17 protein-coding genes are annotated in these 23,582 nt (G+C 55.1%); all 17 read right to left on the bottom strand.

Going from position 1 to position 23,582, the window contains the following annotated elements; translation table 11 throughout:
* Window positions 1–10: 10 nt before the first annotated feature.
* Window positions 11–2,059: a protease Lon-related BREX system protein BrxL gene (brxL, locus tag NITLEN_RS07595; RefSeq protein WP_181416710.1), complete on the bottom strand. Its 2,049-nt coding sequence runs from the start codon at window positions 2,057–2,059 to the stop codon at window positions 11–13.
* The gene (gene pglZ / locus NITLEN_RS07590; RefSeq protein WP_121988997.1) at window positions 2,049–4,679 is read right to left on the bottom strand and encodes a BREX-1 system phosphatase PglZ type A; all 2,631 of its coding nucleotides are present in this window, start codon (window positions 4,677–4,679) and stop codon (window positions 2,049–2,051) included. Before pglZ ends, brxL begins: the two co-directional genes overlap by 11 nt.
* Complete coding sequence (gene pglX, locus NITLEN_RS07585) at window positions 4,679–8,212, bottom strand: BREX-1 system adenine-specific DNA-methyltransferase PglX (protein WP_121988996.1); 3,534 nt, start codon at window positions 8,210–8,212, stop codon at window positions 4,679–4,681. The genes pglZ and pglX overlap by 1 nt, the downstream gene beginning before the upstream one ends.
* Before the next feature lie 23 nt (window positions 8,213–8,235).
* Window positions 8,236–11,817 (bottom strand): BREX system P-loop protein BrxC, encoded by a 3,582-nt coding sequence (gene brxC, locus NITLEN_RS07580; protein WP_121988995.1) that lies wholly within the window; start codon window positions 11,815–11,817, stop codon window positions 8,236–8,238.
* 12 nt (window positions 11,818–11,829) lie between these two features.
* Window positions 11,830–12,444 (bottom strand): DUF1788 domain-containing protein, encoded by a 615-nt coding sequence (locus NITLEN_RS07575; RefSeq protein WP_121988994.1) that lies wholly within the window; start codon window positions 12,442–12,444, stop codon window positions 11,830–11,832.
* Complete coding sequence (locus NITLEN_RS07570; protein WP_219999408.1) at window positions 12,441–13,055, bottom strand: DUF1819 family protein; 615 nt, start codon at window positions 13,053–13,055, stop codon at window positions 12,441–12,443. Before NITLEN_RS07570 ends, NITLEN_RS07575 begins: the two co-directional genes overlap by 4 nt.
* 184 nt (window positions 13,056–13,239) lie before the next feature.
* Window positions 13,240–16,653 (bottom strand): TM0106 family RecB-like putative nuclease, encoded by a 3,414-nt coding sequence (locus NITLEN_RS07565; RefSeq protein WP_121988993.1) that lies wholly within the window; start codon window positions 16,651–16,653, stop codon window positions 13,240–13,242.
* A 56-nt stretch (window positions 16,654–16,709) separates the two neighbouring features.
* On the bottom strand, window positions 16,710–17,132 hold the full coding sequence (locus tag NITLEN_RS07560) for a hypothetical protein (RefSeq protein ID WP_121988992.1): 423 nt from the start codon (window positions 17,130–17,132) through the stop codon (window positions 16,710–16,712).
* Window positions 17,133–17,169: 37 nt separating this feature from the next.
* A complete protein-coding gene (locus NITLEN_RS07555; protein ID WP_121988991.1) occupies window positions 17,170–17,649 on the bottom strand; it encodes a protein-tyrosine phosphatase family protein in 480 nt (159 codons plus the stop codon).
* A gap of 54 nt (window positions 17,650–17,703) precedes the next feature.
* Window positions 17,704–17,928: a hypothetical protein gene (locus NITLEN_RS07550; protein WP_121988990.1), complete on the bottom strand. Its 225-nt coding sequence runs from the start codon at window positions 17,926–17,928 to the stop codon at window positions 17,704–17,706.
* 23 nt (window positions 17,929–17,951) lie between these two features.
* Window positions 17,952–18,383 carry a hypothetical protein gene (locus NITLEN_RS07545; protein WP_219999407.1) on the bottom strand — a complete coding sequence of 144 codons (432 nt, stop codon included), beginning with the start codon at window positions 18,381–18,383 and terminating at the stop codon, window positions 17,952–17,954.
* A gap of 20 nt (window positions 18,384–18,403) precedes the next feature.
* Window positions 18,404–19,093 carry a vWA domain-containing protein gene (locus NITLEN_RS07540; RefSeq protein WP_121988989.1) on the bottom strand — a complete coding sequence of 230 codons (690 nt, stop codon included), beginning with the start codon at window positions 19,091–19,093 and terminating at the stop codon, window positions 18,404–18,406.
* 172 nt (window positions 19,094–19,265) lie between these two features.
* Window positions 19,266–20,249, bottom strand: coding sequence for a helix-turn-helix transcriptional regulator (locus tag NITLEN_RS07535; RefSeq protein WP_121988988.1), 984 nt, complete (start codon window positions 20,247–20,249; stop codon window positions 19,266–19,268).
* Window positions 20,250–20,313: 64 nt separating this feature from the next.
* Complete coding sequence (locus NITLEN_RS07530) at window positions 20,314–21,447, bottom strand: hypothetical protein (RefSeq protein ID WP_121988987.1); 1,134 nt, start codon at window positions 21,445–21,447, stop codon at window positions 20,314–20,316.
* A gap of 436 nt (window positions 21,448–21,883) precedes the next feature.
* On the bottom strand, window positions 21,884–22,165 hold the full coding sequence (locus NITLEN_RS18840) for an antitoxin Xre/MbcA/ParS toxin-binding domain-containing protein (protein ID WP_425464143.1): 282 nt from the start codon (window positions 22,163–22,165) through the stop codon (window positions 21,884–21,886).
* Window positions 22,166–22,625: 460 nt separating this feature from the next.
* Window positions 22,626–23,267, bottom strand: coding sequence for a TnsD family Tn7-like transposition protein (locus NITLEN_RS07520; protein WP_121988985.1), 642 nt, complete (start codon window positions 23,265–23,267; stop codon window positions 22,626–22,628).
* Window positions 23,268–23,278: 11 nt separating this feature from the next.
* Entirely contained in the window at window positions 23,279–23,560 is a 282-nt protein-coding gene (locus NITLEN_RS17875) for a hypothetical protein (RefSeq protein WP_146216132.1), read from the bottom strand.
* Window positions 23,561–23,582 lie beyond the last annotated feature (22 nt).

Below are 23,582 nucleotides of genomic sequence, written 5' to 3'. Positions count from 1 at the left end.
CAGTGCCATTTCATTCGACTCCCAATGCCTTAAACACGGCATCCGTGGGGTCTGCGTAGAAGCTTGTCTGGAATTTAGCGAATAGCTCGCCGGGAATCGTCGGTATATCACGCACACTGGCCATGGGGAGCAGGATGCGCTTCGCCCCGGAGTCGAAGGCCATCTGAAGAGACTCAGCCAGATTTTCAACCGGAATCACATTGCCACCAAGGCTCATGCTACCGAGGACAACCATCTGAGATTGGATGGGCTTTCCAAAGACTGCCGAACACAGCGCAACAAATGCAGCGAGGGTCAATGCATTGGTGGGGCCGGTATTGTGCAGCTCCACAATGTGAAGGTGATAGTCATGGTCACCGGCTTTAATTGAGGCGCTGACACGCGAGGCATTCGCTCTAAAGAAGTCGAAACCGACTTTGATGGCTTCTTTCGCTCCACTGTTCGATCCCAGGCCGGAAGTCTTCAGCGCCCCATTTCCCGCCGTCACCTGAGTTTCCAGTCGATACAACCCTAAGTGACCACCGCTCCCAGTGGCGACGGTGTGTAACGCTCCTGGACTCATCGGACCATCTGGGATCAGTGTGCCTCCGCCCTGTTCGGGCACACTGATAAATTTCTCTTGCAGCGTTTCCAGGTCGATGTAGCTAAAATGCACATCGAAGAATTCCATTCCGCCGATCTTCTTCAGCTGCTCCTTTACCCGCCGCCGTGTTTCTAAGGCATATTCTAGGCATCGACGAACGGCGTCCTTGTTGTATTCTTCATTGGGATACAGCAGCTTCAAGAGCCCTGAGACGGTGTGCTTAACAGCGATCGTATCTCGTTGATTGAGATCTCTACCCAGCTTGAAATACTTGCTGATGGCATCGCCAAATGTTCGCTTGCGCATCTCGCGCATCCATTCGGCGAGGTAATCCACGATCATGCCGTACTGGTTGGTGAAGAATTCCGGCCGCATCTTGGGAATTTCCCAGCCTGGGACATAGGCATGGAACCGGTCAAAGAAGGCGCTGTCGATCATGTCATCGGGGAAGGGGGCCAGGAGATGACTGGTCTTGACCAATGTGTCCACGGACTGATTGATGTTCCCGACAAACACCATAGAAGCGTAGGCATTGATGGCATCCCGTCCACGAGAGAAGGATCCTGAGGCCATGTAATCCTTCATGATCTGGACACCATCTTTTTCTTTAAAGGTAATCCCAGCGACCTCATCAAATGCCACGACATCCCAGACGCCGACGAGTCCAACGGTCCGTCGCGCCATGTTGTAGAACAGATTCGCGACGGTCGTTTGGCCACCAGAGACAAGAATGCTATTGGGACTGATTTCCTTGTAGATATGACTCTTGCCGGTTCCTCGTGGCCCGAGTTCGCAGAGGTTGTAGTTATTCTCCACCAAAGGGATCATGCGGGCCAACAAGTGCCACTTCACGCGTTCGCTGAAGTTCGTTGGCTCCATACCCGTTGACCGCAACAAGACGTCAATCCACTGTTCTTCTGTGAACGCCCGCCGCCCTTGAAAGAGCTCCTCCATATCCATGTTCGGCATCTGGATCGGCTTCAAGTCCTGAATGACGAACGGTGAGCCCTTCTGGTTCTCCTCATAGAAATACTGCAGGGTCACAATGCACCAGATGCCTCCCACGAGCAGCTTCTCAAACTTTTTGACGTAGCTGGTGCTGACCTCAACCCCTTTCACACCAAGATTCGCGAGTAGGGCTTCATAGACGTCTCGTTTTTCATTCAGCGTCACAGTTATCTTGTCGATGACTTTGAGACTTCCACGCTCACGAATGATGGACTTGACCTTCTCCGCTTCATCGGGACGCACATAGTTCTCGGCCAGAATATTCTTTACCGTAACGAGTCCTTCTTTGATGATGGTCTCATCGGTGGATGCACAGTAGGTGCCCAGGAGGTACTCCAACACGTATACGGGGACATTCGCCCCCTCTTTGACCAACTTGGTCAGATCTTTGCGAACGACCTTGCCGGCGAAATGCCGATTGAGGAGATCGTCGAGGCTGGTATCGATCGCGTTGTTGTCAGAAGTCATCGGCAAACACCCTATCAATAGTCACCGGTACACTCTGTTGCTCAATTCCAGTGTCGGCATCCCGAAGGACGAGCCGATATGCGGTATTCTTGTGATACTGATGATCTTGCAGCACTACGTGAATCCACTTCTTACGGTCATCCATCTTATCTGAGGTGCTATCAAACGTCACGGTCTCGACATTCGTGACGGCGTGATCTCCCTCGTAGATCGCCACCTTCAGCGTTATCGGCTTCACCCGTTCGCTCACTGGCTCCGCTTGGATCAGTTCGAAGCGATGACGGTTCGTTGTGACTTTGTGGCTGGCTCCCAACACATGCACGGTTACGGACTTGACCTTGGTGTCTTCGCGAGTGGACTTATCTTTCTTGTGTTTGACCGTGATTACCGGCACGACAATTTCTTGCAACATGGCTCCCCCGTGCACGAAACGAGCACCGCCAGTGAAGTGAAAACGATTGGCGGCCTTGGGAATCCAGAATTCCATTCCACCTTCCGCACCAGCAGTGACTGCGGTTTTGCCATGCCACACGGACTCATGATCAGGGAGGTTGTGCCCTATTACATAACGCTTTTTGGCTCGCACGGTCCCGTTTGGCATCTGATCCAGTTTGCTCTTTTCGGGTTCACCGGGCGAAGATTCTGTGAAAAGGAACCCGTGATCCGCCGTAATGACCACATGGTTGCCATTCAGGCTGTTGATAACATAGGCCACTAGTGAAGTCAGTTCATCGATCGCGGTTCGTACCGCGTCAAATGTCTTCTCCTCTGTCGCAGCTTTATCACCAATCGCATCGACAGTGTCGTGGTAAATGTAGACAACCCGTTTCCCACTCACAAGTTCACGGCCTTGCTCCTTCTTCATCGCCACCAACTCGCTGGCTTTGCAGGCCATCCCCTCAACCGATTCTAGGACTTCCCCTCGCAGTTCGGTTGAGGAGGTGGACTTCCCATCGACCAAGACGTCTCCATTTGGCTTAAACGCTAGCGTGTTGTAGGGCAGCAAGCTCGCCATCCCAAGGGCGGTGTATGAGGGCAAGACACCAAGCTGCGAAGCCAACGTCGCTTCAAAGCGGTATGTGCCATTGAGCTCTTGCGTGAGCTCCTGGGCCGCCTCGTAACGGAACGCATCACTGATGATGACATACACCTTCCGGTTCTCCGCTTCCTCCAGGCGAGGACGCACCTGACGATTGAAGAACTCCTGCTGGTTGGGAATCTGGTCGAGCTGCCACGTGCTAAGAAGTTGGGCAGTGCCTTGGGGAGCAAGAAATTGTCCCCAGGCTAATGCAAGCGTCGGCACATACCAATTCGTATAGCAATCCTCGATCAGCTCCCGCAATGGCTTCAGAATGTTCCAGCCTTGTGCCTCCGCATGATCAGCGGCCTCGCAGAAATGGCGATACAGCTGGTCAAATCGGAATAACTCTCCCTCGTAAGCCCGATAGAGAGCCGTCGCATTGGGAAAGGCGAATCCATCCCGATGCTGGTTCCTCAGGGCAAAAGAATCAGCGGCGGCAACCAGCGCGTCATACACAGCATGAAGCGCCTTACGCGGAACCACCAGGGAACCGTTCACCATGAGCGAGGCCCAGTGTCCAGCTTGCCTGCGGGTTGCGATTGATCGCACTTCATCGGGGTTGATCATGTCCGCCGTCTGATGCACACGCTCACGCAGACGGCTGGCAATCCCCCGTTCCACCACAAGGAACGTCATCACATCGAGCAAATCTGTGATCTCCAAGCCGAGCAAGTAATCTTCTACGTGAATCAGGGCCGCCACTTCCTCGGAGAGTCGGTCATAACTACTGCCTTTGCTGCTGCTGTCGCGCCATTGCCCAAGGCAGACGACGGCATTCGACCGACCCTGTGTCGGGAGAATCAAATGCAGAAGCGCACTTGGCGGAGTGGCCTTCAGATGATGCATATAGTCGGTCACGAAGAGTCTGAGGAGAAGATTCTTAAGTGTCGGAGTCTCTTCGGAATAGCCGAACGTGGTCTTGGCCATCTCCCAGAAAGGCTGGTCTAACTCAAACTTCTCGATCTGCTCCCAAGTGGCCGGTTCCGTCTGCAAGTCAATCTCATCGCCGTTGTCAGTATAGGCATGGTAGAGCGTACGGACGATGTTGAACCATTCCGGCTGCTCTGCCTTCACGACCGTGGCGATCATTTTTCGGTCCAGGTCGCTGGCTATATCATTAGGCTCAACCAAGCTCTTCAGCTTCTGGAGCCGTTCTTTGTTGTCAAAAAACTTTCGCCGGTCAGCTAAATGCTGACGAAGGTGGAGGTTCTTCAAGCCAAGCTCATTGAGAAGAATCGAAGCGCGATCGGCCCTGAAGTTGCGGCTGTAGAGACGAACATCGAGAAGCCAATCGTTCTCGTAATCAGGTTCCTCACTGGGGGAATAGAGAAGATACCGCCCTATGGGGTCCTCCCGCTCCACGCGAATCTTCACTTCGAGCGCACCTAGTTCGTTGAGCTGGATGATGTTCACCCCGTTGAGGTTCAGCGCAGGCAGAATAGTCTGGAACTCTTTGTCGGGGTCGTTCCAGAAGACAATCCTGGCACCCTCTTCCTTATACATGCGGTTGAGAGTGTCGTGAATTTGACGAGTGTCCATCAATCCTCGTCCGTTCCGCCAGCCACAGCTTTGACCTCGGCGAGGAGATCGCCGAACTTCCCGTAGTTGACCTTCACCCCGTCGTCGAGATCCAACGTGATCCGCTGATCGGCATAGTGCCGCAGCTTCTCGTCAAATACCCGGAGTTCAGTTTGGTGCTTCAGAAGCTTGTCTCGTTCCTTTTCCAGTGTCTTACGTTGGGAAGTGGAAGCTGCCTTCTGGGTGTCAGAAGCCAGTTGTTCAATACGAGCGGCCAGCTTGCCTTGTAAAGGGATGACATATTCCGTGCGCATACGGGCCAGAGTGCCGTCCTGGTACCGGTGCAAATAGACCAAGCATTGGAACGCTCGCTCCTTGCCGCTGGAGAAGAGCCAATAGATCGGACGCTTCTTGTAGGTCTGGAGGTGGTCCTTGTAGAAATCGGCCAGAAAGTATTTGCGCAGATTCTTGCCGAGCGATTCCTCGATGAAGTGCAGATTAGCCTCTAGCGTGGCCTCGCCGAACGTGCCCCGAAGAAAATCTTCGGTGCGGACTGCGATATCGTCCTCGAACCACTCGCCATCGAGCACGGGTATGATGCCGTCCCCGTCGGGAGCGAATGTGAGCATGTCGAACGGCTGACCGACCTTCGCCAGATATTCGGCCAGGGAATCGCCCACGTTAGCGAGAATGAGGCCTGGCTTGTCTAGCGAATAGCGGCCCATCATGCAGCCAACGGCATAGGAAAGGAAGGCTGCGACGTCCTTCTTTTGGTCAGCGCGGGCGAGGGTGATTTCGCTCTCAGGCACCTCAGGAGTTAACTCATCTTGCATGCCGTAGGCGTCAATCCATAGCCGGTTGTTCTCCGTCTCCAGCTCCTGCATTCGACGGATGGAGGTGGCGCAGTTGTCGCGCCACGCCTCCCAACTCACAGCCAGCGTCACGCCTTTCGTCCCTGCCCGCAGCAACGGCAGGTCGCGGAAATCCCATGAGGTTTCGAAGTTATTCCAGTCCATCCGCGCTTCATTGAGCAGGATCTCGACAACTGCATCCAGCCTTTCCCAGCTTTCTCGCAGTGCAATAGGAAGGTTGTTAATTTGCTGAATCTCAATATTCAATGTTGGAGCGAGAGCAGCCAACACAGCTCGGGCGATTTTAGTATTGCAGAACGACAGCAACTGGAATTCTTCGGCCCTCTTCGAGGAGAAAATCGAGCTTCCGGCTACATCGAATATGAAACCGGCAGGGAAGTATCGAAATGCGGGGAAGCCAACACCTATTTTTGAGAAGGAAACGGAAGGCCGGAAGTAGAACTCTTGATTCTTAGCCACAAAATTCGGATTTCCTTTGAGATACGTATACTTATCTACGATGGCCCTCTTGATCGCTTCTCCGTTGTTTTGCCAGTTAACGACGAAGGTCTGATTGCCCCACCATTTTCTGAATCCACCACCTTTGTTGTAAGGGAACCAACGGTACTCACCTGATTCTGTTTCTGCGCGTGAATTCAAGCTGAAGCCGATGCTCAAAAGGTTAACTTCATGCCACAGCCGGACGAAGCGTGCGTTGTGTGTCGTTGCGAGACCCTGGCGTGCTGTGAAGCTGTCTCCCAGAGTTGGGTGTTCAGAGAAAAGATGTCTAATCTTCGCAGAAAGAGAATAGGCGATTGGGCTAGTAGGAATGCTTCTGAAGTCTGCGGCGGCGGCTTTGTAGAGCCATCCGCAGGCGGGGTTTCGGATTGCTTCGAGCGCTTTTGGGGGTTGCTCGTCTGCTCCGTAAAAAGGGGACAGATCAATAAAGCTCCCCTTCTGATCCATTTGGCATCCACGCTTCAAAGTGAAAGCGCAGATTGAGACAAACGCTGAGTCAAAGAAAGCGTGCAACTCCGGACGCACGAGACTTGTAATTACACACGATTCAAGGAGGCGATTACGGAGCTTCTCGAATGATCCAAGAAACATCCAAGTAAAAGGCGTCATAAGCCCAATAATCCCACCATTTAAATTCAGGCCCAAAGATCGTTCAACGAACATAGAAAACAAGTCTTCCCTATAATCAGCGAAGTTTTCTTTAGCGAATTTCTTCAGGACTTCATTCAAACCCTTCCATCCCATATACGGTGGATTTGCGACGACGACGTGATACCGCTCGCAGAGCATCTCCGCCTGTTCGAGGACTCGAAGGACTTTCCCGTGAGTCTCGCGGAGAAAGAGTTGTCCACCGAGGTCTTTAGCCTCGATGGCAGAACGGGCGAAGGTGATGTTTTGTTCGTCGAGGCAGGGCTGAATGAGCGAACCAAAGGTGGTGGCCTCCTCGAATTGATGGAGAAGCCGCAGCATGGGCTCATTGAAGAGATTGCCGAGGTCGAGCGCTGCGATGTAGTCGCGGAGTTCGCCTTCGTCGAAGTGAATGTTTTGCAAGGCAAGAATGCGGGGCTGAACAAGAGTGCCGGGTTGGAAGAAGCGGTGCGTTTTAGCGCGAGCCTTGAAGACGAGGGCCAGCTCGGCGAGCTGCGCCGCGCGGGGGCAGATCTCCAGGCCGTAGACATTGTGCTTCAGGATAAGCACGGGGATCTCACTGGGTACGTAGCCTTCTTCCTCGTAGATACGGAAGAGCAGGTCGAAGGCATAGGTGAGCATGTGCCCGCTTCCGCAGGCAGGATCCAGTAGGCGGATGTCCTCGGGCTTGGTGATCTTCAGAAAGTCGGTCTCGGCTTCGCCCTCAATGTAGTAGGGCATGTGCTCACGGAGCCGGGAGCCGGGGCGGTTCAGCAGCCAGAGGCGGCCGAGGGAGTTCTCAACGAGGTAGCGGACGATCCAGTGCGGGGTGAAGAGCTGGGTAACGGCAGGGATGTCCTCCGTTGGCACGGCGCTCTTGCGGGCCATCACTTCGTCTTTGCGCTCAGAGATGTAGAACTGGTAGAGCCAGCCGATGATCTCGACCTCCTGCCAGTCTTCCTCATCGATATCAGTGACAAGCTTTCGGATCAGCGAGTCGGTGTGGAGCAGGTTATCGGGCAGGAGGAGTTCCGTTTCGTCGCCGATCCACTCAAAGAGAAACGGCATCGCCGTATACAGGGCGTTGCACTGAGCAAGCAGCAGCATCCGGTACAGCTCGGCTTCTTTGCTGCCTTCCAGTTTCAGCTCAATAACCTTGTGCTTGTCCAACCCTGGCAGATCAAGATGCTCGGCTTGTTCCAGAATCTCAGGGATCGACTTCGACGCGTCGGGATGGCTCAGTACCCGGTAGCCGTGGTCAAGATAGCCATGTAATTCCATGTACCGGATGGCAACCAGGCGGTTAAACCAGGTATAGGCAATCGCATCCATGGTCTGCCAGAAGCCGTATTCGGCAATCCGTTCTTCCAAGGCCTTGCGTTTGCTCGCAATAGCGCGAGGAAAAGCGCGGCCTCCGATGATGGCCACATCGCCGTTCTCGGTGATGGGTTCGATCTTCTTATCAGTCAGGCCATAGAAGGCAGCGCGGTCTGTCACGGCCTGAATGAAATCCCGGCGCGCTTGCGGGGCGTAGGTCTTGAGCTTGGTGCGGTTCATATTGCCAATCTCATATTCTCTTCTCAGCGGATCTCGATGCGTTCGTCCTTAGTGAGTGCCTGCTCCAACTCCGATCGCAGCGTCTTAAGAAATGCTTCGACATCCGCCTGCGTTTCCAAATAGGGAGATGCGACCAGCTTGGCTGGCTCCACTACCCGTTTCTTTTTGAGTATAGGCTTGGGCTGCTCTCCTTTTTCCTTGGGCTGCTCTGTGGCTTTCCGAACAGATTCTTCTATCCGATAGGTTGCAAGATCGAATTCTTTCAGAGCCTCCGTCTCTATTTGTGTGATGTGAGCCAGACTCTCTTCAGACTGGACTGCGCCCTTAAGTTCTTCGAGTGGCCTCATGCAGGCAACGCGAAGTCCTGCGTCTCCCTTGGCTGCCTCAATATCCCTGGTGACTGTGACGAGATGCACGTCAATCTTGGCAAGAGCCTGCTGGCGAGCTGCAGCCACGAGGGCGCTATTAACGGTACTGACTGTGGCAATGAGCCCCTCGGTCTCTTTGATCAGGCTATAAGGACTCGATGCGTTCAGGATTTGCTGCATCCGTTTGAGCGCCACTCCGGCCTGCGCATCCCTCTCAAGCTCAAGGCGATTTCGCTGAAAACGGCCATACGCCTTCCGTAGCCTTTCCCACGTGGGCTTTTGGTGTTCGTAGAACTGTTCGAGATTGGTAAAGTGATCGGCGAAATCAAGAAGTTCATTCTTCTGTTCGTTGAGTTGCTGGATGAACTTATAGCTGTTATCGGAAGCGAGCAGCTTTTTTACAGCTAGGAGGCCATCTGCGATGTGGTCTCTACCGGGGTAATCGCCGGTCTCCGCCAACGGCCTGTAGCTCATCAAGGATGACTGCCAACTCTTGAGCTTGTTTTGCAGAAAGGCAAACAGAGCATCCTCGCCATCAGGCCCCATCTCATGAAACAATTCTTTCCCCAGCGTACGGGCGTCTTGAATAGCCTTTGGGTCGGTGGTTTGCCGCTTGAGGATCACGATCTTTCGACGTTTCGCAGGGGTCGTGATGGCGTCGTAGGCCTTATCGAGCGGGATTAGCGTCCCATCCATCATGAGACTGATTTCGCCCAGCACCACGAGACGGGCAATCAGCATCACCACTTCGTCTTCCGGCCACCCATATGGACGTAGCGAGTACCGCTTGTCGATCATGTCCTGGAGCACGATCTGCTTATTATTGCCTGACATCAGGGCGACATAATGGCGTAGGTCTTCTATCGCCTGCTTGTTGCCCTCCTCGGTTGCCATGATCAGCGTCTGCTGACCGATGTCGTTACTCCGAATGATGGCCTGAATTTCCTTTAATGGCTCCTGAGACAGCCGCTTCAGGTACCCCATCTTATTGAAGGTATTCTTGACGAGATACCCCAGTGATTCGTCAAGTGCGGCCAATGGCGTGGAGGCTTTCAGCTTCAAGGGCTGGCCGGCAGCATAGAAGTCGGCTCCGGCGAACATCTCGCCTAAGAGTGTGACTAGACGGGCTCGGCGGTCTTGGTTGTTTCCGGATAGGTCGCGGAGAATACGCTTCGCCGACTCTGGAAGTGTGCCATCATTCTTATGGCGAACATACTTCTCGGTCTGGAGGTATGTCCGGAGCTCGCGGCCCAGAGTCTCGTCATTGCCCAAGCGGACCAGAATACTGCCGCCTTCGGTTGAGCTGTCCAGAAGGCATTTGGCATTGTCGTACAACCCGTATTCATCATTCAGCGGCGTAATAACCGAGAGCTGCAATACGCCGTCGAGACGATTTCCAACCGGAAGCAAATCGCAGAAGCGATTGAAGGCAAAATCCATCTTGTTCTCGGCATGGCGATGCTTTCTCTGTTCTTTCAAGACATCGTTGTAAATGAGTTCTCCAAGGAGCTTGGCTTCCTCGCCACTACTGAGTTCGACATTCTTGATCTCCCGATTGATGTCCCGTTCTTCGTTGGTCAGGAAGAAATACACATCACCACTTCGATTAATGAGCGTTTCCTTTTCGAGACGCTGGAGGCTCCCTTCGATCTTGCGACGAAGCGCCAGTCGGTCGGCATCAATTTCGGTGATGCACAGGGTCACCAGGTTATCGACGTTCCCCTTGATCTCCTCGACATAGCGAATGAGAAACAATACCTGCAGAAGACTAATATCGAACGGATGCTCCAGACTCGGATTGTCCTTGGCTTGATCGATGGTCTTCTTGACGACGGTATCAAGAAAGCTTTCGATCGAAGGGTAGAACCGATAGAGCGGGACCAGGATGCCGACCTCTTCGAGGGCAACCTGCTTGCCAGCCGACTGAAACGCATCGAGGATCGATCGTTCGCCACGGGATAGGTGGAGACCGGTGGCCCCCGCTCTTCGGATCGCCTCAAAAATCTTTTGGACGAGCTGAAACTGATACGGCACGAATGGATAGTTCTGGACGAAATCCTCGCCATCCTTGATGTTCTTGAAGGTCATTCCGCAATTGGTGAACGTGAGCTGATTCTTGAGGATGTCTCCTTTTTTGCGGAAGACTTCCTGCAGGTCGCTTTTCACCTCCTCGCGTTTGGCCAGGAGGCGAGACTGGATCACTTCATCAACGTTGGCACTTGAGAGCGAGAGGCGCGTCCGGAAGCGTCCCTGAATCTTCGAGAAGTCGTTGGCCTTGCTCTGTTTCATTTCACCCAGCACAGCATCGATATCTTCTTGGGAAGTGACGACCACCCATGCCCGGCCCTTACAGATGGTTCCCAGCTCTTCTGTGATGGTCTGAAGGTTGAGCATCAGGTGGGAATCTGTCCCGATGAACTGCCCCACTTCATCGACCAGGAAAATAAGACGATGCTCTTCCCCTTTCGAGTCCAGATACTCCTTGACCCATTTACAGAGGTTTTCGACGGTTAAGGCAAAACTGCCTTCCGCCCCATCGACCCACTTCTCCGCCGACTCTTTGCTCATCTTGAGCGTTTCGCCGAGCGCCTTTACGATTTCGTCCCGGTGAAAATGGTATGCATCACGGTCTGCCGTCCACTCGCTACCCGTCGCCTTGCGAAAGGCGTCGTGGAACTGTGCGAGCTTGCCTCTCCCTTCCAGATGACGTTCCAGGTGTGCGATCTGAGGATGATCACCGCAATAGCCTTGCATCTCGTTCAAGACCTTGAGGAACACGGCAAGAATGGCATCGCGCCCAATACGGTGGTCGGCCTTGCTGTCAATGTTGAACAGGATGACATCGGTATTCGAGGCGACCGCTCGCTTGATGTCACCAAACAACATGGCATCTTTGATCTTGCTCTCGAAGAACTCGACCGCCCGCTTGCTCTGTCCCTGATGCGTATGGGTCTTGTTCTGCAAGAGGTAGGACAGAACCTTAATAAAGTGTGATTTACCGGAGCCGAAGAAGCCTGACACCCACACGCCAATCTTCCCTGCGACATCGGGATCTTGGGGATGCTTGATCGCGTCACCATATGTCGAGAAAAAGCGGCGGAGATGCTGATCAAGCTCTCTTGTTACAACGAATTCGTCCAACTCCTGCCAGACGGACGATTCGTCCAACTGATCCGCCTTGACGACTCCATTGATGGAGCGAAACAGGTCTCGCTCGAAGAGATTCTGAATGTTCATAGTCAGCCTCTGTTAGGGCACTAATCTGAAGGCGCGGTAATAATGTTCCGGCTTCTTGCTTTTTGCTACACCGTCAACGTGTGCGGACAGGCTCAGCTTCCCAAACAGTCTGAGGGTCAGTTGATCGTACTTTCCTGGATAAAAGAGCACGAGAGGAATGGGTCCCATCACATTCTGCAGATTGCTGAGCAAGCCGCTGGTTCGGAGCAGCGGATACACGCTTCCAACACCTGACACCAGGACAAGTTTGTTCTGATCCGGCCTAGCCACTTCACAAAAGATCGATGCTAGCTTCTCAGGATGGAGGGGGCCAGCCAACGCCGCCTTGAGCGCTTCGTCACCCTTCTCCCGTTGTATCTGAAGTGCCTTCTCAAGCAGTTTCCGTTGCTTGAGGTGATCCAACACTAGATCGAACAGGTTGATGTGTGTGAAACGAAGCTCTGGTTTTTGTTTGGGAATGTGGTCTACTAAGAAACGAAGGTGAGTTCGTACTCGGAGTTCCTCTTCGGGCGGATAGTCGAAGATGTAGAAAGATATCTCGTTCCCGATGCCGCTGCCGCTCAGGAAGTCATCGGAGATGATCCGCGGAAGAATCTTGTTAAGCCGATCGGTCAGCAGATCACTCACGGAGACACCTGAATGCAACGCAGCACATACTCTTCACGTTGGTTCCGCAAATAGCCAAGCACTTCGGAGGCAATATGGACTGGTTGAAGCCGTAGCGTTCGTGTGCTGTCCAGAAATCCTGCCTGCGCAAGTGCTTGGTACACTGACGACCGCAAGCGTCTCCTCGTCGAGTCGTTCCAGAGCGGCATCATAGAGTCACGGCCTCGACAGTCATTCAGATACTCTTCCCAGAGAGTTGGCGAGAGTTTTGAGGCGAAGAGGCGGTATTGTTCCCTGACGACCAAATCTAAGAAGTCTCCGAGCAAGGCACTGTGCTTAATGGCGGCGGCGAGACACGCGTGCGTAGCCACGGTCTTTGATCCATCACGAACGAGCCGCCAGAGGTCGGCATTCATTAACTCCAGCCGCTGACGGATCAGTCTCCCTATTCGCCTCGCTGTCTCAAGATTACGGGTTTGGAGTGCATTCTGCTTATAAAGAGTCTCATGCCATTCTTCTGGCGCGACGCCTCGGAGAAGCAGATCAGCAATAATCCGGCTCTCTGGAACTTTTAATGCTCCAGCTGTCAGCTCAGCGCCATAATGCCTAACTGGTTGTGTAATAACGAGCACTCCAAACTCTCCACAAAAGTTTGCCGAGAATAACCCTTTTTGAGGGGGAAATCATCCAGACTAAGGAGGGGGCGGCGCTGTAATAGATGCTGTTAGGGACTCAGACCTTTCACTCCCCCTGCAGGCTCCTTTCGAATTTATCCCCGCTTGATCCGAACCCGCCTTGCACACGACTACACGGTAATTAGTCGACTACTTTGCAAAACAGATTGAGTAACATCATTTCATCCAGAGAACCTGGAGTAGCGCGAGCAATCCGGGGGTCGGCCACTACCACTGCCAGACATTGGGCACGGGAGATGGCGACATTCACCCGGTTGCGATCCAGAATGAAGGCCAGCCCCCGCGAACCATATTCCCCGTAGCTGGAGCAGAGGGACAGGATGCAAACCGAGGCCTCCTGTCCTTGAAACTTGTCGACACTTCCGACGCGGGCGCCTTGGGGAAGAGCGGCTTGTAGGGCGCGCACCTGAGCGTTGTAGGGCGCAATAAAGAGAAAGTCTTCCAGTGCCAAGGGCTTCGTGGAGCCATCCTTGGCCGTATAGAGACGCCCGCAGAGCTCATCGTAAACCGCCTTGACCCGTTCAACTTCCTCGTCGCTCTGCTGAATATTTCCATCATGCTCGACCCCGCTGAAAACGATCCCGTTTTCGCTCGTGATGAGATCGGTTGCGCCAAGTGGGGCTACGATCTTCTGCCTGGCACAGTCTGGATGGGACACCAGTCGTTTCTCGTAGCTACTTTCAGAGATGAATCGGCAGACGGATGGGTGCATCCGGCGGGACTCGCCCAGGAACAGGCCGTACTCCGGAGGCACCACCGCATGGAACAGAGGCGCATCGGGCAGGCTGGCGACGGTATCCTTCAGGGCAAATTGCAGCACAGAGAGTCCGGCATCACCGGGATGCGAGCCCTGAATAGGCTGTTCGAGCTGCATTTGATCGCCAAGGAGCACAAGATTCTTGGCACATCGCGCCATAGCGACTGCATTGGCGAGAGAAACCTGTCCGGCTTCATCGATGAACAGGAAGTCGAGCACACCTTCCCACTCGGGCCGAGTGAAGAGCCAGGCCGTTCCCCCCACGATGCCTTCTGTGTATGCCCCACGCGCCTCACCTGTATCTTTGACGTATTTGAGACTCAGGTTAGAAGAAAACAACGGGCCTTCCGCCTCCCCTCCAACCTTGATTCCCTGCAAACTCCTGCCGGTTTCTCGTGCTGCGTCGCCGCAGGCCATGAGAAGATTCACCACTGCCTTATGACTATTGGATGCGACGCCGATCTTCTTTCCGGCAATGAGAAGGGACAAAATGACCTGCGAGGCGGTAAACGTCTTGCCCGTACCGGGAGGCCCTTGGATAACCAGGCACCCGCCGGACATTGAACCAGCAACCCGGATGGCGGCCTGGGTCGTGGATTCATCGGCTTTTTTCAACAACATCGCGGGTGGCTGACGGTTGAAGAGTGCGGCCACCGAGGGATGGAGCTGGTTCGACAAGTGTCGCGTGGCCACATCAGCCAGCGCATCCTGAATAGTCTTCGCAGAGACATATTCGTCGGGAAGCAGTGACCCTCCCGACGGGAACGTGCCTGCAAGCTTCTCGTTCAGCCCCTTCTTGCCTATCTTGAGTTCCAGATTACCAGCAGAGATATCCAACGCTGATAGTGTGAGCTTTGCCTCCAAGTTGTGCGTGAACATCACTCTGGACTTATCACTGGCTGCAAGTTTGCACTCCTGCGATGGATCGAATCGGTAGGCTTGCACCAGCGATTGTTTGTCGGGCATCGGGGATCCCACGGCTTGCACGCCATCGATACAAGCAGGATCGTCACGGAGCACGTCTGAAGTGGCAGCCGCACGGTCGAACATTCGCCACCACATGGGCTTTTCTTCCCGCCGATGAAAATCGATCAAGTTAGCGAGCGCCACCGAAACCGCGTCCTCCCCCTTACGGAGCTTCGCCGCGGTATCCAGTCGAGCGACGATCTCAGGCGGCAACTGCTGCGGTGGCGTTGCTGGCGCTGATACAGAAGCCGAATGGACCGCAGCAATCTTGTATTCACCCGCGACCTTCCTCAGCCATTGCAGTAGCTCCGCCGTGGATTTGCAGTCGTCCTCGTTGTAGTCACGGATACCCTTTAGAATGGGGCTCTTGCTCCAATCTCCTGGCTGCCTGCTCTCGATCCAGCGGGCGTACTGCACGATCGAGTCAGCGGCGGTAGCGACCTCTGTCGTGCGCTTCGGTCGGTAGAGCCGCTCCACTGACTTGATAGAATAACTGTCCTCCCCGATACGTAGACCGTGGCGGACAACCTGATAGAGATCTACAAACACCTCGTTCCGGAGCAACTCATCCACCTCGTCCTGGCGGGTGTCATGGTAGGTGCTCAACCGCCTCACTGCGCCAACCTCATAAGCAGCGTAATGGTAGATGTGCATGCCCGGATTCGTCTTCCATCGCTTGAATACCCAGTCCACAAAGCCTTCGAATGCGCACTTCTCTTCATTACGGTCGTGTGCCCACCAGTCCGTAAAGTCCCACGACCCTGGCTGACCTTTGCGCGTGCAGACCCCGAACAAATATTCCAATCCACCAGGAACCAGGGGGTATCCCTCCATGTCGAAAAAGACATCTGCCGGGTGATCGGGGGGCAATGCCGCAAGACCTACCGGTTCGCCGTTCGTTCCGGCTTGAGGCAAGATCTCGAAGCGCGGTGGAGCCTCGGGCTTGGCTACCCGGTCGATGCGCGTCTGGCGTTGGAGGCGCGCCTGCGCGACGAGCTTCTCCATTGAGTCCTTGTCGAGTTTGGGAACTGTTTTGCCTGACGCTGCGGCGAGGTCCCCCACCGTGGTGATCCCCGCCCGCTTGAGCTTCTTGATCTGGCCGACCGTGATTCCGGCAACCAGGACGAGGTGGTCCTGCCCGTTGAACAATTTCTCCGCATGGGATGTCCACCGGCCATGATCAGCCCGTGGAAGTGGCTCAGGGCAATCGGCCATTTTCCCGGTGAAGCCGTCCTGCATGGCAAGAAAACTCGCCTTGAGGTGGCGGTAGTAATGAATAAAGTCTTCGACCCGGAACTCAACCCGCTCCTTGGTGCCAAGAATGATCCCGAATTTCTCCGGCATCGGGGCACCGGTCGCATCGGCCAACATTTCTGAATAGCAGCAGAGCTGAACGGCATAATAGGGCTTGGGCGAGCGAGCCAGCTTCGTGTCCCACACCTGATAGCGTCCGGAATCATCCAGCATCAAAAAGTCGGCAAACCCGGCGAATGACCCGCTTTCCAGCGCTGCCTGATAGAGAATGGGAGTCTTCGCACTGATGGCGGACAACGTCTGCTCCCGGGCACCGGCGGGATCGTTCCTGGAAATCTCGATTAAGGCGGCATCCGACGACTTGAGGTCATCAAGCACCGCCCGTTCGTGCTCTTCGCCGGTTTGGGCGATCAGTTGTTCATCCTCCGTGGCCTCATCCGGCGTTACCGCACCGGGATTCTCCAGGCAGTACCGGTCCATCCAGGACGAGAACGGCGAGGCCAGATAGCGAACAAGATCGCTCGGCGAGTACAACAGTTGTCCTGAAGTCCGTTTCATTCAACCCTCTTCTGTCTGATCCGGCACGAGACGGTAGGTCGAGATAGTTTTAGCGGTCACTCTTTGCCCTGCCTGTCACGGTAGTCCAAAGAATCGTGAAATGTGCCGCTGCCTCCTCGCTGACCATCGCGATCGGGCCAGTTCGGTTCGCCGTAGCGGAGCAGTTCATTGAGCGGGCGGCCGGGATATTTCTGATCGAACTGCTGACGATCGTAAGTCGTGCACGAGTACCAGCGATCGCTGCACAGAGTGTCGTCCTTGCCGGTTACGCCCAATTCATCCATCGGGCGGTTCATGGGATCCAGGGATTTCGGCGGAGAACTCTCGCGGGAACGATTGCCTTGCGCGTGAACTGTGGCAAGTGGCAGCAAGAGAACAAGTATCAGAAGGCTGATATTCATCGAGAACATAGCGGGTTCCTTCTTATTGACCTGCGCACCATTCGCATCACAATACTCTTCTTCAGATTTAGAAAACATTCCCCTTTCGAGAGTCCCGCCGATCTGCCATCACAAGCTAGATGCTGATCCTTGTGACGAAGTCCCTCTGCTGCGGCGTCTCGACCGCACCCGCGATGTGTCGCCTGACCCACTCGATGGCCAACTCACCCGGCAGATTGAGCAGCCTTCTCGCCAAACATGCGGCGAAGAGTCCGGTCCTTCCGATGCCGGCCGAGCAATGGATGGCCAGGTGGCGACCATCTTGCGCTTCGCTCACAGTGGCGTCGAGAGCGACGCGAAGCGCCTGCGCGTCCGGAATGCCGAAGTCCACGATCGGAAGATGTACGACCGTGAAGCCGTCCCGGATATAGAGCGCCCTCAGGTCTCTGTGTGCCTTTGCCTGACACTCCCGGTCTTCGGCCAGGAGCACGATCACTGAAACGTGATGATTCCGGTAGGCTTCATAGATCACGCCCTCCGGGTCGTATTTTCCAAACGGCATCGGGCTTCGCAAAATCCGCCCAGGCTGCCCGAATGGCAATTCCGTAATGAGCATGGCACATTGTCCTTTCTAAAAAACCGTCTCGACTCGCGGCCACCGGTTCATTGTTCAACAGGGATGCTTACCGGATTTGCGATTCAATTCCTGTTGATCCATCTGCTTGCGCATATTTTCGACATCCAACCACTGCTGCCGCTGGCGAAAGTAATCGTATTGCTGGACGCTTCCACGAGGCGCTTGCACGTTGCCTTTTGAGTCGTACAAGTTCCCTGCCCCTACTGCCGTACCCGTAATAGCGCTGCCGATGAGGATGCCAAAGATAAAGTGTTTCATGGGACCTCCGATGTGGTCTGTTTCTATTTGCCTTCGATTCTCCATCCTTGCCCATAGGGATTATTCGGCGAATCGGGCCTGAACGGATTCCCCGCGCCAAATTGGTTGTTGAGCGAGTCGGGTGAAAAGGGCGAGCCGTAGCGGCCGAACTGGTTGCTCGTCGAGTCTGCATCGAATGGATTGGCGCTCAGCTTGCCGCGATAATTTCCCTGCTGATCATAGAGTTTGGGCGCATCTGTGGCGAAAGGATTGGTCACCGAACGGTTGCTGAAGGGACTGCCGTAGGGGCTGAAGGGATTGTTCACCCCGTCGGGCTTGAAAGGACTGCCGGCCCCGAAGGGGTTGGACGTGGAGTCCTGGTCAAAGGGGTTCGCACTGAGGTTCCCGAGGTCTTCCGCCTGGAGCGAAGCCGGCATCCAGAGCAGGACGACGATCAGAGAGCCGAGGGTCTTCATGGCGATCTCCTTTCTCCCGGTCAGTTCAGCCACGACGGCTGATCCTGGTCACCGGACGACGGTGCCGGCGAGGGCGGCGTCTCGTTGGGCCTAAACGCATCGGCTGCCGGTTGCCCGTCGTCGCGGCGGTAGCGGGCGGTGGCCTCGCTCAGTTGATCGAAGGTGTGATCGACCGTACTGCGGCAGAAGGAGATCAGTCCGTCTCCCGCAATACCGAGATCGCGGCCAGCGGCCCAGACGTCGTGATCGGCGCCGAGATAGAGAAATGTCCAGCCCTGTTTCTCATAACCCTTGATAAGGTTGAACACCTGCTTCCTGGTGTATTCCTGCGACGCATTCTCCTCCCCGTCGGTGAGAATGACGCAGAGTTTCTTGGCCTCAGCCGGCGCTTCCTGTCTGGCCAGAGACAAGGTGTGCCCGATAGCGTCGTAGAGCGGCGTACCGTCCTGTGGGCGATAGGTTTCCACATCCAGGTCCTGCACGGCTGACACCGGCACAGCCCGGTAGCGCACGTCGGTCTTGCTGGCATTGAAAAGCGTGAGGGTGAAGCGCGTCTCGACCGGTTCCCGCTTGAGGGTGGCGAGATACTGATTAAACCCGGCGAGGGCCGCGCCTTTGCACGATTGCATGGAGCCGCTTTCATCGAGAATGAGGGTGACGTAGAGCGGTTGGGCTGCGTGATTCGGCTGTTGGGGCACCGGCTTGTCCATGGTGGAAACCTCCTTCTGATTAGGTGGCGCGAAGCCCCATCCTATTCGAGGAGCGTGACAGCGCAGGTCACTCCGCAGATCGTAGGTAGATTGACGCTCTGAGCTTGGTTTTCAAGGAGTTTTGCACGCCGACGGCCTTCAGCCGGTCAGGCAATGGTGACATCCGAGGTCACTATTGAGCGAGGAGTTTCGTCGCTTCGTCTTTCACGGCTTGCTGCAGCCGCTCGGGCTTGAGGACCTGCACGCCGCTCCCGAAGCTGAGGATCCAGCCAAGCAACTCGCGGGTGTCGGCCACTTGGAGCGTCATGAGGAGCTGACCGGTCTTGAGCGGCGTCACTTGCTGGCTGGGATGCCAGGTCCGGTCCTTTACCCAGGCGGCGGTGCCTTTGTCGAACTTCAGCTCGACCGTAATTCGCTCGCCCCGCATGACGACAAGCGCGTCTTCTACGTAGGCCTCAAGATCGAAGTGCAACGGCATTTGATAGGGATGGTCGGTGGGGGTGAGAGCTTTGATCCGCTCGACCGCGAACATCCGCACGTCTTTCCGCCAGTGGCAATAGGCAATCAGATAAAGACCGCCGTCCACATAGCGCAAGCGATAGGGGTCCACTTCCCGTCTGGTAGTCGCATTGCGACCGGCGGAGAAATACCGCATCTGGACGGTGTGCCGATGAGCGATGGCCTGCGACAGGATATCGATCGTCTCCCGATGATGCCTGTAGTTCTTGTGCGGCCCCAGACCAACGGAGAACCATTGGTCCAAGCGTTGGAGATACTCGGTGGCTCCAGCCGGAATGGCCGCGGAAATCTTGGTCAACGCTGAGTTTAAAGAAGTCTGAATCAAGGTGCCTTGGAGCGGGCTTAACAGACGGCGGCTGAAAGCCAGGGCCATCAATTCCGTCGGTGAGAGACGAAGGGCTGGAATGTTTTTGAATCCGTCCAGGAGACGCCAGCGGACTTCGCCATCGACACGCTCGATCAGGAGCGGAAAATGCGAGGCTTCGAGAGCGGCGAGATCACGGCGGACCGTTCGAGGATGGCGCGTCAAATCGGCAGGGATCGCCTCAACCAACTCGGCAAGAGTTAGTCCGTTCCGTGCAACACCCAGGCGTTGCAACAGATGCCATTGCCTGGTGACCTGATCATTTCGTGGCATGGTTCTCCTTCAAACGCTGGGCTCGTACCATGCCACAATCTGACCATCTAGAACATCCCTGCTTTCAGGTGGATTTTGGAGATCGGAGCGGATCAAGGGCGTCTGCTTGCTGATAAGCCCAGCTGAACCATTGGTCTGCTTCGCTGCCCGGTTGGATCGTTCCATGTTTCGTAACCACTGCTTCTTTCACCGCGGCGAGGTAGGTACGAAGTTGTTGAGCTTTCGCCCAGCTCTCCGCTTCGTTGAACAGAGCCTGCCGTCTACGTTGCTTTTCTTGTTGTCGTTGCTCTTCTTCCTCACGGCGCCGCTGAGCTTCCTGCCGAAGTCGTGCTTCTTCCTCTTGTTTGAGACGTCTGGCTTTGAGAGCTTCAGCAACCTTCAACAGGCCGACGAGAAAGTTATTGAGGGTAGTTTCCAGCCGCGCAGTCTTCCCATCACTCCAAGACTTTTGCACCCCATCCACCCATTCATTGATCTTCAGGGTGAGGATACCCGTCGCCACATATCGATATTCGTGTCGAGGATAGCTCCAAGGACTCGACCGACGTTTCGGATCCTGCGGGAGTTCAATCCGCTGAAATTTCTCTTCGAGACCAAACTCGACAGGCTCATCATTGATTCGGACCCCAAGTGTCTTCCTATACCCCTCCTGGTTGCCAACTGGATACCCGCGGGTTTCCAATGCGCAGAAGAGCGTATTCATGATTCTGAGTGCACGGGAGAGGGCTTGAGGACTGACCCGAATGTTGAGTTGCCGGAGCGTGCCGGATTGAATGGCGCCATACTCATCGACAGAGGCAGATCGCCAGGTGGTGAGTTGGCCGCTAATCAGCCGGTGGGTCTTGCCGAGGCGTTCAGGCACCTCGATGGTCTGTCCAGGCGCTTGTTCAGCAGCGATCCTCTGAGCAACGTCCTCAGAAAACGTCATCTCAGCCCGAATGGTTCGATGGATCGTTACCTGCTGTTTGCTGGGATCTTGGCTAGGAGGGAGGGCCGTTTGCTTAACAGTTTTGCCCGTCTCTTTTCTCCGCCAGTAGCCGCGCCCTGGGTAGGGAACATTCAGTTTCTTGCAGATCTTCGCGAGCGCCACGTCTGAAATCCCATACTCCTTGGCCACCTTGGTCATCGGTGTGGCCCAGACTTGGTCGTACAGCGCTTCGCGAGATACTTGGGCCCCCTTAGAATGCTCTCCAAACATGATTTGCCCTCCTGGGTTACCCGAGGTCTTACCGAAGAGGATTAGTTTCGTATAACTGTCAGGGAAACACGAGCGCGGCAAAGGGGAACGGTAGTCCGAGCCAGCTAGTTAAATTGCGAAATCGTAGAGATGAAGATCAGATGGCGAGCTGTTTGTGGCCGGGACTCGACTAGAGAATTTTCAAATAGACCATTACTAAGCCCCGTCATTTACCCGAATTGACCGGTCAAGAAACATGAAATACGCACCCCTATCTAGCGGGACATGAAACCTTCCTCGTAAGACCTGAAAACCAACTCATTTCCATATTTCACTTCGTGATAAATGGCCTTAAATCACTAAGGCCAGACCCAGTTCGAGTACATGACCTGCTCACCGAGTATAGAAGTGCGAAGCACGATTCTGGGAACGGGCAAACCGATCCCCTTGGCACACGTTAACTTTGCTTTTCGTGTTCAATCTGTTTGAGAAGGTTCTGTACGCGCGCATTACCGGCTTTGGTCCCAAGTAGGAAAAGTGGAGTCTTGTTCTTGAGGCGAGAGTTAGGTCGCGTGAGCCAGACATTCGCTTTGGACTCTGTTCCAAATGCCTCAACTGCCTCCTGCTGAATATAAAACGCGTCTTGTGTTGCTTGTGCGCTCCTCTTGACGGTTTTCCGCTTTCCCGCGGGTTTCTCGGCAGATTTCCTTGTCTTAGTGGGCTCCGAGTCGGCGTACATCGGCGGCAACCCTGTGGTAAGAAAGAAAAGCTCATCGACGAATATTTGCTGCGTCCGAGGCGGCAATGTGGGCAACACAACCTCGAGCCAGTGGAGCATGGCCTTGTTCGTGAGCTTTTTGCGCCCACTATACTTGTGGACGGCTTGGCTATATGCCTGCATAGGACCCAGGGTCATTTCGTCTCTCCTCTCATGAGCCGGCCCAGAATTTTTTCACACCCGCCATCACAGTGGGCTCGGTATCAACACCCTCATCGTCCATTCAGTGATCATGTCCTATACATGACTTTTCACCCGCCACTCACAGCGCCGTGGCTCACGCGGTAAAGAACGGCGTGGCTTCCCGTGCTCCGTCCTAACCGGCAGCAGAGCCCCCACAGCCGCATCTACAGAGTCTCGGCTCTATCATACGAAGACGGATGTCCTCCAGAAAACGGGCACGGTTTTGTCTCCGGATTTGTCACCAACCCCCTTCGCTTGCATCAAAGAGCCCCTGTTGCCCACACGCTGATGGCACCGGGGGATGTCGTGACCATGACTCAGCCGCCTTACCGGCTACCTCTTTTTCCCTCCCCTCATACCAGGCCGCTCGCCTCAGTTGAAAAGCCTGGCGTGTTTCTACTGCCGTCTGGATTGCCTGGCGTGTCTGCGGAAGCCGATCCAAATAGGGTGCTATCCATCGAGCATAGCCCGAGTGAGTGATGAGCCGATGTCGACTGATCCACTGCGGTGGGCCTTGATGCGCGTTCAACTGTGCGGCCGTCCGAGTAATTGCCCCAGCCACCTGGCGATCACGAGCAGACCAGTCCAGACGCGGAGCCCAGTCCCGAGTCCCCCCGATCTCTCGCAATCCACGCTGGGCAAGCTGTTGCCACTGCACCCGCTTTTGCTCACAGTCCTTCGGTTTCGCGTTCTTCAGCTCCCTGAGAAAAGCTTGTTCGACCTGTTTGGGACCAGCATGATACTGATCAATCGCTCGACCGATTTCACTGGAGAGCGTCCCGGTCCCTCCATGGCTAATCCGGCGTTGCAACTTGTCCTTCTGAGCCCCAGTGATCGAGATCCGCACGGAGACGGTCTTTGGGTCTGCCCTGTTCATCATGCTCCTCTATACTACGGGTTTGTGGTCGTCACTCGTTCCCCCTGAGCCAGCAAGACTTCCAACAGTCGTCGCCGATCGAATGGAGCAAGGGCGAGGAAATTGATCCATCGCTCTCTCGGTTGTCGGGATGGCCGAGGGGCCCTGGCTCGCAGACGGACGGCGCCCTGATGGCGAGCCTGGGACCACCACCGACGCCGGTGGGACTCGGTGAGAAAGCGGCGCGGCTTCCCGCGATTCGTCCCAACCGGGAGCACCGCACCACAGCCATACCCGCAGGGTGTCGGACCCGTCATCGGCTGCCTCCTAGAAAAACGC

Source organism: Nitrospira lenta (genome assembly GCF_900403705.1).
Taxonomy (GTDB): domain Bacteria; phylum Nitrospirota; class Nitrospiria; order Nitrospirales; family Nitrospiraceae; genus Nitrospira_D; species Nitrospira_D lenta.
This window is presented reverse-complemented; position numbering and strand designations above follow the sequence as displayed.

Bases quoted from the DNA above. Each gene is read 5' to 3' on its own strand.
- brxL (WP_181416710.1), bottom strand. From the start codon at position 2,059: ATGACTTCTGACAACAACGCGATCGATACCAGCCTCGACGATCTCCTC.
- pglZ (WP_121988997.1), bottom strand. From the start codon at position 4,679: ATGGACACTCGTCAAATTCACGACACTCTCAACCGCATGTATAAGGAA.
- pglX (WP_121988996.1), bottom strand. From the start codon at position 8,212: ATGAACCGCACCAAGCTCAAGACCTACGCCCCGCAAGCGCGCCGGGAT.
- brxC (WP_121988995.1), bottom strand. From the start codon at position 11,817: ATGAACATTCAGAATCTCTTCGAGCGAGACCTGTTTCGCTCCATCAAT.
- NITLEN_RS07565 (WP_121988993.1), bottom strand. From the start codon at position 16,653: ATGAAACGGACTTCAGGACAACTGTTGTACTCGCCGAGCGATCTTGTT.
- NITLEN_RS07560 (WP_121988992.1), bottom strand. From the start codon at position 17,132: ATGTTTTCTAAATCTGAAGAAGAGTATTGTGATGCGAATGGTGCGCAG.
- NITLEN_RS07555 (WP_121988991.1), bottom strand. From the start codon at position 17,649: ATGCTCATTACGGAATTGCCATTCGGGCAGCCTGGGCGGATTTTGCGA.
- NITLEN_RS07550 (WP_121988990.1), bottom strand. From the start codon at position 17,928: ATGAAACACTTTATCTTTGGCATCCTCATCGGCAGCGCTATTACGGGT.
- NITLEN_RS07545 (WP_219999407.1), bottom strand. From the start codon at position 18,383: ATGAAGACCCTCGGCTCTCTGATCGTCGTCCTGCTCTGGATGCCGGCT.
- NITLEN_RS07540 (WP_121988989.1), bottom strand. From the start codon at position 19,093: ATGGACAAGCCGGTGCCCCAACAGCCGAATCACGCAGCCCAACCGCTC.
- NITLEN_RS07535 (WP_121988988.1), bottom strand. From the start codon at position 20,249: ATGCCACGAAATGATCAGGTCACCAGGCAATGGCATCTGTTGCAACGC.
- NITLEN_RS07530 (WP_121988987.1), bottom strand. From the start codon at position 21,447: ATGTTTGGAGAGCATTCTAAGGGGGCCCAAGTATCTCGCGAAGCGCTG.
- NITLEN_RS18840 (WP_425464143.1), bottom strand. From the start codon at position 22,165: ATGTACGCCGACTCGGAGCCCACTAAGACAAGGAAATCTGCCGAGAAA.
- NITLEN_RS07520 (WP_121988985.1), bottom strand. From the start codon at position 23,267: ATGATGAACAGGGCAGACCCAAAGACCGTCTCCGTGCGGATCTCGATC.
- NITLEN_RS17875 (WP_146216132.1), bottom strand. From the start codon at position 23,560: ATGACGGGTCCGACACCCTGCGGGTATGGCTGTGGTGCGGTGCTCCCG.